The following is an 11,492-nucleotide window of genomic DNA, read 5'->3' on the forward strand; positions in this document are numbered from 1 at the left end:
ATTGTTTGTTTAACACATACTTGTGGAAGAACTCCAAGACGACTGAACTATTTCCTATTAGGAAATATATTCGTAGCAAACATTTAGGTCATTGCTCTAAACCCACCTGAATGACAGGCACTCCAAACTTCCCCGTTATTCTTGTCAGCGAAGAAGCTTATGAACTCTCCACAAATGAAACGATGGGGAGCAAGTATAAGTTTTGGTTTAAACATGAAAAATTGGGTCTTTGTCTGTATAAACAAGCGCGAGAAAACTTAGGCGAAGATTGGGCTGAGAAAGTGGCATCCCAGTTGTGCTTCCTCTTGGGACTCCCTCACGCTGTTTATGAACTAGCAGAAACTTGGGAAGGAAATCGCGGTGTCGTTTCACCCAACTTTTTACCAATCGAAGGAGGGACGCTCGTTCATGGTAACGAACTTCTCACCCCCATCGTACCGAATTACCCCACCTCTGGAACTTACGGGGTGACACAACATACAATTGATATCGTACTAAGCGTTATCTCAGACGATTCTGTGAACCTTCCTATTGGTTGGACAGCACCAGAAGGCATCCAAAGCGCAGTGGAAGTCTTTGTCGGCTATCTCCTGTTAGATGCCTGGATTGGCAATGGCGATCGCCACCACGAAAACTGGGGAATTGTAAGAAGTAAAGCAGCGTCTAATTCTGTGGAAACAATTCATTTAGCACCCACATTCGACCATGCCTCAAGTTTAGGTCGTGACCTATCTGATGAACAAAGGCAGAAACGTTCAGTAGAAGCTTATGCCAACAAATGTTTCTCAGCATTCTATGAGAATGTTGGCGACAAAAAGCCCCTCAAAACTTTTGATGTCTTTCACCGCGTTGCTCATCGTTATCCTCAAGCTGCCCTTATGTGGCTGTCACGACTTGAAAGTATTTCCAAAGAAAATATAGTAGAGATTTTTAATCGGATTCCTAATACTCGCATTTCGTCTATTGCAGCAGAGTTTGCCCAAAAAATTCTGGAATTCAACCAACACAAACTACTTACTTTAAGGGATTCACTACTTTGAATAAACTCAAAACACTATTTTTGGCTTGGCAAGACCCTAATAGTCGCTCCTGGTTTCCCATTGGTCGGTTAACTTTTGACGGAGCGAACTACCAATTTGTCTACACGCAAGGTGCTAAAGAAGCTCAAGAGAAATGCGGTTTTCAACCTTTGTTATCGTTTCCGCGTTTAGATGAGGTCTATACATCAACCCATTTATTTTCTGTATTCTCTAATCGGTTGATGCCTCGAAGTCGTCCCGATTACTCAAGTTTTATCCAATGGCTGAATATTCCGGAACATGAAGATGGCCCAATTGCTATGCTAGCCCGCAGCGGTGGGCAAAGAGAAACAGATACACTCACTGTTTTTCCATGTCCTGCACCAGATGAAGAAGGGCGTTATCATCTTCACTTTTTCTCCCACGGACTGCGACACTTGCCCCAATCTGCTATTGAGCGAATTAATCGCTTTGAACCTGGAGAAAAGTTGTGGTTAGCTCATGAATTTCAAAATACTTTTGATTCCCAAGCATTAACTCTCAACACAGAAGACCACTACATCGTCGGGTATTGTCCACGATACTTGAATAGTGAGATTTTTGAGCTTCTACGGAGGAATCCCAGTCTGGTAGAGGTGCGTGTAGAGCGTGTCAATCAACCGCCGACACCGCTCCAGTTTCGCTTGCTGTGTAACCTGAGTGCGAGGTGGAGTGAGGAAAATCGTCCCTTTTCTGGTCTTGAGTATCAGCCGCTTATAGCTGCGGCGGCAATTGCCATGCCCTGAAAGAGTTTCAGCAGATCTTCTTGACCGATCGCCTGTAGCTGTTTTGTGCTAATTTATTAAAAGCTAATTATCCAAAAAGCTAAATTTAGCTTTTTAGCTTTTGATGTATTTAGCTTTTAATTGATTTAGCTTTTAATAAAAGAATAAATTAATAGATTTAGCTATTTAGTCAAAGCTATGCTCACCATCGCGTTCGCCTCCTTATCGGGAGGCCAAGGTAAAACTACCGCCGCCCTCTTTCTGGGTCGCAGGCTAGCAGCACTGGGTTATTCGACCCTGATGATTGATGCTGACCCCCAGCACAACCTGACAACCTATCTGGGATTGGAACTGCAACCCAATCAACCCACGCTGCTGGAATGCCTGAAGAAGTCTGTAGCGGTAGAAGACGGCATTTATCCGATTGAGGGAAACGACAACCTGTTTTTGATTCCAGCGGATGACCAACTCGATACGGTGCAGGACTATCTCTCTAATAGTGGGGTGGGGGCGACCCTGCTGTTGCGTCGTCTAGAACAGATCGCCAGTGCATTTAAGATCTGCGTAATTGATTCTCCCCCGCAGCGATCGCAGATTTGTTTAACCGTAATTGGGGCAGCTGATGCGCTGGTGATTCCAGCAGAAGCCTCTGTTAAAGGATATGGTTCTTTGGTACGGACGCTCGACTTGCTGCAAACTTTACAGGAAGTGAAAGCCACAAACGCTCAAGTTCTGGGGGTGTTGCCATTTCGCGATCGCTGGATTGGTAATACACAGACCAACGAAAGCCGTCTGGCTGTTGAAGGAATGCGAGAAGAGGTGGGGAAAGAATTGGTTCTCCCCTCAATTCGAGAATCAGAACGTTACAAGCAGGCAATTAACAAGCGCAGCACACTGCAACAGATGGGGTATGCCGACTTGGAGTATCCCTTTGAGGTGCTGTTGGACAAAATCAAACAACTGTTGAAGTAGGAGGCAGCAATGTCAGATAGCGTATTAGACCGGATTCGCCAAAACCGCAAGCGGGCGGTTGTGCCAGAGAGAAGTGATTCCTTGGTTGCTTCCTTGCCATCCTCTGAAGCAGTTACCCCAGATGACACTACCCCAAAAGAGAATACTGGAGCCACTTTAGAGGAATTAAAGCAAGAGTTGGCTAAGTTACCCAAAACTCGTCGCCACTCTGCGATTGTTCTTGAGGAAGAAATCGATACAAATTTGACCCGATTTTGCAAAGACCAAGGGATAACAGTTGAGGTATTTTTGGAAGCGGCATGGATGCTGGCTGCTGCTGATGAAGCGGTGATGTCGCAGATTATGGCAGAAGCCAAGCGCCGTTATAAGCAGCGCAAACAAGCTGGTAAGTTGCGACGGCTGATCACTATGTTGGAAAAACAGACTTAGAACAAAGTTTTCATTGTTAAAGAAACCGGGTTTGGAGCGTAAGTCCCGATCCGAACCATCGTTCATCTACCCAGGAAAACGCCTGACCCATAGGCCGCGATAGCTGCGTGGGCGTCCTCGCAACGGCTGATAAACACGTTCCTCGCCCAAGAGTAACCATTCTCCTGGGTCGCCGCTATGCGAACGCTGGTGTTTAAGTAGCGGTCTAGATTTCAGGGTCGAATGGCACGAAGTTAAGCTCTAAGAGGGGGTAAGGCAGGGGGCAGAAGTAAAGAGAAGTAAGAATAATCAAAAATACTAAAAATGCCCATTTATGCCTTTTAATCCGATTTTTACGCTAATAAACCTAATTTTCGTTCTTTAAACTCTACCTTTTGCCCTCTGCCTTATCTTAGCGTCATTCATTTCATAGTCTAGTTAGAATATAAAATTATTTATATATTTCCATGTCAAAACCGTATAAACCAATTTACAATTATAAAAAATAGATTTTTTAAGGTAGTAAACCGACGTGAAAATCGAACTACCCACACTAGAGCAGATTTCCGCAGGTCTAATCCAGACTTCTCAGCAGCAGGGGCGGCTTTATCCTTACCCTCAAAACCTGCAACTGGGTTACGACAAGGTTGTTTTGGCATTTTTACTGGCAGACAAGTCACAATCCGCCCCAGCGAGCGTGCCGGAGTTTTACCAGGATTGGTGCGAAAAGCCTTTTGAAGAATGGGGAGTAGAAGTTGACGAAGAGATCGATGGCTCAGATACGTTGCTGTTCCTGGGGGAACCAACTGAACTAACTATCGAGTTGGCAGAAGCCTTTGGTGGAAGCACTCTTTCTCAAGAGCAGTCCAGAATAGCAACTATCTTGCTGCAACGATGCCAAGCGCATCCACAAGGGGCGCAAATTTATACGAAGTTCCGTAGGTTTATTGTCGAGCATCCCGTTTTGTCCAATCAGGAGTTAGTAGAGGCCAAAGGCTACTTTGGACTGGGGATTGGGCTGTCCGATTTGTTAGAGGAGTGCTACGAAATAGCGCCAAGTTGCTACCAATTGGAGGGAAACTTCTATGCCTGCCCCTACTGTCACGCACTAGCCGCAGTAGATCGGGAACAGGCGATCGCCAACCCCAACTGCAATCGCTGCCAACCTGGACGGCGACTCAAGAAAAAAGTCAAACTTTCCAACGATTGTCTTAAGCTCAAACGTGGGATTGAACGTTTTTGGTTTTACCCAGGGCGGGCCGAAATTCGACTCTACGAGAAATTAACAGAACTAGGGCTACAGGTTGAGCTTTACCCAGAGAGAGATCGCTACGACTTGCGGGTGACGTTTCCTGACGGCAAAGTTTGGGCATTGGATCTCAAGGATTACTCTAACCCCTACCTATTATTAAAGCGTCTGGGCGACGAACCCATTCCCAAAGATCCGCCTTGGGATGAAGCCTATATTGTCATTCCCAACGAACGCAAGAAAGAGCGTCCTGCCTATCTCAAAGAACTTAAATCGCGCTGGCGTTGGCAGGATGTAAGACCCGTTTTTGATGATGCTATTTTCGTCTTAGCCAAAAAGAAATTAGAGGAATTTCCCGTGCAACGGACGGCTCAAGCGCCGCCCACAGGTGAGGGCAGCACGTCCTCCTCAAAAATCACCTCTCGCACTAAAAAAAGGAAGAGAGAACATGAGAGAAACTAGGTCTTGGAGATCGAAAGCAAGCGCTACGCTACAAGAGTCAGCCAAGCTCCCCAGAGACCAGATTGAAGCCTTGCTAGATGTGGAATTAGCTCTGTTTGCCATTGAAAAGCTCGGACTTCAATCAGAACTCGATACAGCTACTTCTGTTTGGTTGCTCATCTCCAGTCGATTTTATTTGTTTCCGCCTTTAATAGCTTTAGTAGAGACGGCAGAAGCAAAAAGAACACTGTTCAATTTGAGGCAACTCCTGCACTACTTATCAAACGAAGATACTGTAGAGCAGTCAGTCAGAGCATACAGACAGATTCCTTCCAAGTATCGAGCTTATGAGATTGATGATGCTTATCGGTTCTCTCGTAAATCTATGCCTGCCGTCTGGGGCAACCGTTTCGAGCGCTTTGAGGACTTACTGAGCAATAAACTCAAGTATCGCACTCGAACCGTTAAATACGCCGAACCTGGTAAGGAATATTCATTTCGTTCTCAAGAATCTGCTTACAGTGTCAGAATTCCCCAAGATTTTCCCCGCTATCAGGGAAAGACTATCTCCTTGCACCGCGAACACACTCCCGCGATCGCCATCACACGAGCAGAAATGGAAGAGGCAGCAGAGCTTTTAGACCAAAACAGCGAAGATAAATACAGAAAGGAACAATTACAAAAAATCATTCTCGAACACTTTCAAGAAATGGGGTTTGCGGCCACCGATTCGATTGTCTTTGATGGAGTAAAACACTTAGTTGGGCTGCTCAATGCTGGCAAATCCACACTCATTGAAATTTTAACTGTAGCACTGATAAAAAAAGGACACCGAGTTGGCGTAGTCTTTAACGAAGTTGTTACCTGTCTGAGAATGGCGACGCTTTTAAAAAAGGCTGGAGTGCGGGTATCAGTTGTCATCGGTCAAAGAAATCGAAAAGTTCATTTAGAAAACTGGCATAGTGTCAGTGGTGGACTAGATGGTTTTGAACACTTATCAACAGCTTGTCCTTTAAGCAGTTACTTTCAACCTTCAGTTCCCACATCACCTCCTTGCTTTGAGTTGAGACAAATTCGAGCAGATGATGATAGTAATAATGAAGATAGCAATAATAAATTCGAGGGGGAGAGAATCTGCCCTTTAATCGGCCAATGTCCTAGACATCGAGATGCTAATCAACTAGCAGATGCTCAAGTGATTTTGACGACAGTAGCCGCCGCTATTTTCACTCGTCCGTTACCTCACGTCAGTCCGCAATCAATTAATTATTACGAATTGATGTATCGCACTTGCAGCGTTGTTTTTTTTGACGAGTGCGATAAAATTCAATCTAATTTAGATTCAACTTTTCTACCAGCAATCAAACTGATTGAGCGGGGAAGTAATGGTTTTCTCGACCAAATCGTAACTTGGACGCGCTCGCAGAAACTCCGCAACTCTCGAAATGACTTGCGACAAGTTATTTTTGGACAATTCAATCATGCTATCCAAAATGCCGATACTCTAGTTGATAACATCTGTACCCAGTTGCAACTCTCACCTGATGAGAGTGAATGGTTGGCCAAACGGCAGTTTTTTACTTGCTCGTCTCTGGCCAGAGATTTCGTGTTAGAAATAGCCAAGGCTCAAGGTATCGATACTGAATCAAGCACGTTTATTCTTGATAAAAATCCGGTTTATCAAGAATTAGCTGAGTTTCTTCGGGGTGATTGGAAAAGTTCTTGGTTAGCTGAATATGCTATGAGGTTGGCCAAAGAAAACTATCAAGAACAGCAGGTTACACTCTCCCTGATCCAGAAAAAACTTACCGACCAAGGTTGGTTGAAAACAATAAAAGATCGATGGGGATTTAGCTGTCGATTCGCCTTGTTTCTAAAGCTGGTACTTTTCGTCTGGTTTTTTCAGCAGGCAGTGACGACAGCTTATGGACTGGGCGAACAAGTCGATAGCGCTCAGGAGGTTGTTTTCTTTAATCGCATTCCCCGCGATTTTTATGGATTAGTACCAGGATTAGCATCTGGTTTAGTTTGTGGATTCAAACTGGAACGACAAACAAATCAATTGACTCTTTGGTATTTTCAAGCTTTAGGACAGGGACGTTGGCTTTTAGAAAATTTTTCCCAGGTGTTTGCTAATGAAGGGACTTTTGGCGCACACGCTTTGCTACTGTCCGGTACAAGTGTAGCTCCTCAAAGCCCTGTGGATCATATTAATTGCCCAGTAGATTACCTCCTCCGTCCGAAAGAACGCAGTGCCACAGAAGCAATTTCTCAAAGTAGTTTCTACTTTTCTCCCTGTTATTGGGCTGATGGGAAATCCGTTCGCGTTTCTGGGGTGGATTCTAAAGAAGAATCACTGTTACAAATTGTGCGCTCGCTGCTGCGTCAAAATGACTGGTTGCAACGTGATTTTGATGCTCTGCCTGAAGGTCGAAAGCGTCTGATTTGGTATGTCAATAGTTACGAACAAGTTGAGTTTGTTTACAATGCAATTTTAACAATTGATACTCTCGGAGAATGGAATAAGCGCGTTGCAGCTTTAACAGCTAGATCGCCTCTTGAGGAAATAGATGAATCTTTGATTCCGCGTGGTAACGTGGAAAACTTTGCTCAGACGAATCGAGCTATTCTGATTGCACCAATAGCAGCGATCGGGCGAGGGAAAAATATCCTAAATCAGCAAGGACTGAGTGCCTTTGGTGGAGCTTACTTTCTAGTTCGTCCCCATCCTGCACCTGACGACCTCGATTACAAATTTCGGTTGGCATTGTGTAGAGAAAGAAAGGCGCTAGCAGAAGAGAGAGAGGGGAAACTGCGCGAAGCTGCTGAAAATTGGAAAAGTGAAGGCTATCGCCTGTTTCTCAAGAGTCTCGACACTGTGTTGCAGTATTCCCACAAAGGGTTAGAAAAAGATGTCCGAGAAGGACTGATTTGGAGCCAGATGGTACTGACGTGGCAGGCGATCGCCCGTACCATTCGCGGCAATCAACCGACGCTAGTTCGGTTTATCGATGCAGCCTGGGCCCCCAACCTGGCTGAAAAGAAACCGGAAACTGAGCAAGACTCCTTACTTAAAGGATTTGAGTACGTCCTTCGTCCCTACTTTGGCAAGACAAGGACAGCTTTTGACACGCGGGAACTCGCTCTCGTGCGATCGCTCTATGAACCTTTTTATCGTGCATTGGAGAAAATCGATGGCATCAAAATCTAGCACAATTCAACTGTTTGCATTGCAAGTACCAACCCAAATCTCGCTCCCATTTGATTTGTATGCACTGACTCTTCCTAAACACTGGAAGGAACTATTTAATCGGTTACAACAACACAAGCTGGGTAAGAATTATGTCTTGCCACCCGTTGAATGCCTCAACCAAGTCCTTCAACTGTTGGTAGACAGTATTTTGTTCTCTTCTCCAAATGCGTTCCGACTTAAATCTTCTGCTAGATGGCTCTATTTCAACACTGAAAAGATAGACACTGCCTATATTGCTACTGCTGTAAAAACCTGGCTGAACGTCTCCTTTAAGAATTGCAATTCTTTAACAGACGATGACATTGCTAAAATTCAGGCTATCTCTGGTAGTGATTTGCAAGTCGGAAAAGTGCAACTTCCCCAGCCAGTATGGGACATTAAAGATGGAAAACTAAATCTTGACGATTTGTACTATGATTTGATTCCTTATCTTTTAGCAAGCGCAGTAGCCAAAAGCCCTCTTGCTTTGATTAATCCTAGAACCAATGAGGAATTTGAAAAAGTAAATTTTCGCGAAATTGTCTCGGCTGAATCTGGCGCTAAAGAAGTCATTAGCTGGCCTCCGATGCAAGCAGTTAAAACCAGAAAAAAAGAAGGCAGTGAAGAAAAGGAGACAACAACACATTACTACTCATATTGCTTGACATTCGTTCTCCATTACAGTACAAGTGGAGAACCATACATCATTTGCGACTATAGTATTAAGCGGTGGGTTAGTTGGGAATTTAAATATCTGCCTTCAGGCGCAACAGTCTGCATCAAACCTACGAAATCCACAAGATTTGCTGCCTGTAAATTGAAGTATATGGGCAAGGAGAAAGATATAGATTTTGAAAGCAATCTTGCGCGTTTAGTTAAGGAACTTGACTTCCGAGATAAATTTACTGCTAAAGATGTAATTCAAAACCCTTGTAAAAAAGATGAACTTGCTTGGGCAGTAACTTACAGCAATACTATGTCACCATCCCATAATACAGATGTTGGCTTTTTCCCTATAGATCATGAAATTTTTCTCCAAGCCTGTATGGAACGATTTAAAGAGATTTTTGGTGACAAGTTCCCTCTTGTAGAAATTTATTCGCATTGTGCTAACAATAAAGCATTAAGAAAATCAGTTTCCCACTACAAAAAGGTAACTGAATTTATAAAATCTCACTTTGCAGAGCAAACTAATACTCCTCCATTTTATATCGCACCCAATCTGAAGTTGGTGTTGTTAGCCCAAAGCAAAGAAGCTGAGGATTTGATACCACTTCTGGCGAGGAAGTATAAAATTAATGATGTAATTGTGCAGGAACTTGGCTCTCTTGGTGCAGAGTTACCCGGTAAAAAATGGGATATAGACTGCAAAAACAGAATTGAACAATTTCAAAAGAATCAAGAATTAAGAAAAAATATTTCCTCAGATAACCAGGCAGTAACATTAACCTTAGTTGAAATAAGACCAAAGGATCATTTTTGGAAAAATCCCGCTCAAGATCCAAAACCTTGTTTCCGTCCTGCCTTAGCAAGGATGTATAGTGTTACAGATCACTTTGTACCCAAGGACGAAAATGATGACGAAGATTCGCTCGAAATCGAAGATTTGACTGATAAAATTGCTCAGAAAGAAGCAGCAAAAGAGGCAGCGAAAAACGAAGGCAAACCCTATAAATCAAAGTCCCTAAAAAGTGAGTTTGCTCATCGCGTAGAAAATACGCTACTGAGTGGTCTATCAATGGCTGGCGCTTATGTTTATCCTACTTTTGAAACCGATAAATTCCCCTCAGATGTTGCCAGTGTAGGTGTATATCTTATCCGTTACTACATTGGTGAAAAAACTCAATATCTGCCTGTGGCAGTTCGTATGGATAAGGAAGGTATTACAGCTAAAGCCTATGGAATTAACGACTGGCTTACTTTTCATAGTTTTCAAGTAAAAATGGCATCAGGAGCCAAGGAATTCCAGGCTATTGATTTTAATAAAAGTAACATTCAATCTTGGGTATTTAATAATCTCTTCCAAGAAACTAAACAGCCAACGCTATTCTGCTTTGATGCTGCCAATCTACGCACTTGTGGTTTAATATTTCTCCAGAAGCAGTTTTGGCAAAAGCACTCTCTCGCTTTTGATACAGGTGAAAATATTACCTTCCCTTCCATTTCAGAATACCCTAACGTTCGCGTAGCCTCTATTATTACGCCTAATACATTAGAGGTTCCTATCTATCGCGTTTGCGATGAAGAGGGGGAATTAGCAGGACACACCGCAGGTGTTTTTTATCCCTCGTCTCAAAACGCTGAATGTGGATACTACTACTTGAGTAATCAGCGTCCTGAGTCTCGCAGTGGTGGTATTCTTCAGGAGAGTAAATTAATACCGATGGCAAAAACAAGAGGTGAAAAAAAAGGCGAACTGAAGAAGCCAAAGCCCTATGCACAAGGTTATAATCCTCGTGGCGTTTTCCTCAACCTTACTCTTCAAGAAAAGGATTGCTTTAGTGATTGGGCAAGTTTCGTTCAATGTTTGCGACTTTACGGATTAATCCATTATCTCGGTGCTACAACATGGCCTGCTCCACTTCACCTTGCTGCTGGGCTTGATGATTATAGACCAATCCATGCGATTCGCGAACCCTAACCCTAGTTATAGGGATAGAAATAGTTAGGGGTCAAACTGGCAACCTCCAGTTCTACCCTAACTATTTCTGAATTTATCAAGCTGCTTTTTCTCCAAAAGACTTTAGCCGTTTTAACCACTCCTGCCAGTAGTCGAGCAATTCTTCCCGTTTGAACGTAAATGTTTCCGCGTCTTCACCGGGAAGGGCTACGACAATTAAACCGTTAACAATTTTAGTGCCAAACAAACTCTCACCATAGCATCGATTAATTGCACCACCATAAGCTACAAGCTGTAAAGGTTTATCGTAGAGTTTTCCCACTCGTAGTTTAGGTTCTTCAGCAGCTGTCAATTCAATAGTGCATGGAACACCTTCATAACGGGCAACTAAATCAACTTTCCCGGCGTATCCTTCCATATAATTTGGCACAACTGCCTCGACCAACTGGACATCGCTAAGTTTCTCCAAAACCGATTGAACGCTATAACAATAGGGTTCAATCAAGCTGGAAGCAATCGGAGATAACCCTTGCAAATATTCCTTAACCCATTGATGCAATAGTTCTCCTCGACGACGGCTAGTTAAGGCAATGCGATTTGCTTCTGCGTTGCCTACTTTATTGCGCCAATTAGAAAGGGCAGCTACAGACTCAATCGGCTGTGTAGCCTTAAGTATTGTGGTAACGGCTGGTAGCAGAATGCCATTTTCATCTTTGTAGTAAAACCGCCCATTGATGTAGGTTGATTTCATAAATTCTGAGGTTTGAATCACTACATCAACTAGCTT

General features: G+C 43.5%; 8 protein-coding genes. 7 read left to right on the forward strand and 1 reads right to left on the reverse strand.

The annotated features are described in order from the left end of the window. Nucleotides 1-110 precede the first annotated feature (110 nt). The 7 genes from H6S82_RS01155 to H6S82_RS01185 all read left to right on the forward strand — a co-directional run bounded on the left by H6S82_RS01155 (nucleotide 111) and on the right by H6S82_RS01185 (nucleotide 10,726). The gene (locus H6S82_RS01155; protein WP_190467595.1) at nucleotides 111-1,040 is read left to right on the forward strand and encodes a HipA-like protein; all 930 of its coding nucleotides are present in this window, start codon (nucleotides 111-113) and stop codon (nucleotides 1,038-1,040) included. Further along, nucleotides 1,037-1,804, forward strand: coding sequence for an HIRAN domain-containing protein (locus H6S82_RS01160; protein WP_190467597.1), 768 nt, complete (start codon nucleotides 1,037-1,039; stop codon nucleotides 1,802-1,804). Before H6S82_RS01155 ends, H6S82_RS01160 begins: the two co-directional genes overlap by 4 nt. A 177-nt stretch (nucleotides 1,805-1,981) precedes the next feature. Further along, nucleotides 1,982-2,755: a ParA family protein gene (locus tag H6S82_RS01165; protein ID WP_190467600.1), complete on the forward strand. Its 774-nt coding sequence runs from the start codon at nucleotides 1,982-1,984 to the stop codon at nucleotides 2,753-2,755. A gap of 9 nt (nucleotides 2,756-2,764) precedes the next feature. Beyond that, nucleotides 2,765-3,184, forward strand: a complete 420-nt coding sequence (locus tag H6S82_RS01170; protein WP_190467603.1) for a hypothetical protein — start codon at nucleotides 2,765-2,767, stop codon at nucleotides 3,182-3,184. Nucleotides 3,185-3,695: 511 nt separating this feature from the next. Beyond that, nucleotides 3,696-4,874 carry a hypothetical protein gene (locus tag H6S82_RS34265; protein ID WP_190467606.1) on the forward strand — a complete coding sequence of 393 codons (1,179 nt, stop codon included), beginning with the start codon at nucleotides 3,696-3,698 and terminating at the stop codon, nucleotides 4,872-4,874. Continuing rightward, nucleotides 4,861-8,064: a hypothetical protein gene (locus H6S82_RS01180; protein ID WP_190467609.1), complete on the forward strand. Its 3,204-nt coding sequence runs from the start codon at nucleotides 4,861-4,863 to the stop codon at nucleotides 8,062-8,064. The genes H6S82_RS34265 and H6S82_RS01180 overlap by 14 nt, the downstream gene beginning before the upstream one ends. After that, complete coding sequence (locus tag H6S82_RS01185) at nucleotides 8,048-10,726, forward strand: DUF3962 domain-containing protein (protein WP_190467612.1); 2,679 nt, start codon at nucleotides 8,048-8,050, stop codon at nucleotides 10,724-10,726. Before H6S82_RS01180 ends, H6S82_RS01185 begins: the two co-directional genes overlap by 17 nt. Nucleotides 10,727-10,802: 76 nt before the next feature. Here H6S82_RS01185 and H6S82_RS01190 read toward each other — a convergent pair whose 3' ends face one another. Then, nucleotides 10,803-11,456 (reverse strand): exonuclease, encoded by a 654-nt coding sequence (locus H6S82_RS01190; RefSeq protein ID WP_190467614.1) that lies wholly within the window; start codon nucleotides 11,454-11,456, stop codon nucleotides 10,803-10,805. Nucleotides 11,457-11,492: the final 36 nt, after the last annotated feature.

This window comes from Planktothrix sp. FACHB-1355, from assembly GCF_014748295.1.
Taxonomy (GTDB): domain Bacteria; phylum Cyanobacteriota; class Cyanobacteriia; order Cyanobacteriales; family Aerosakkonemataceae; genus Aerosakkonema; species Aerosakkonema funiforme_A.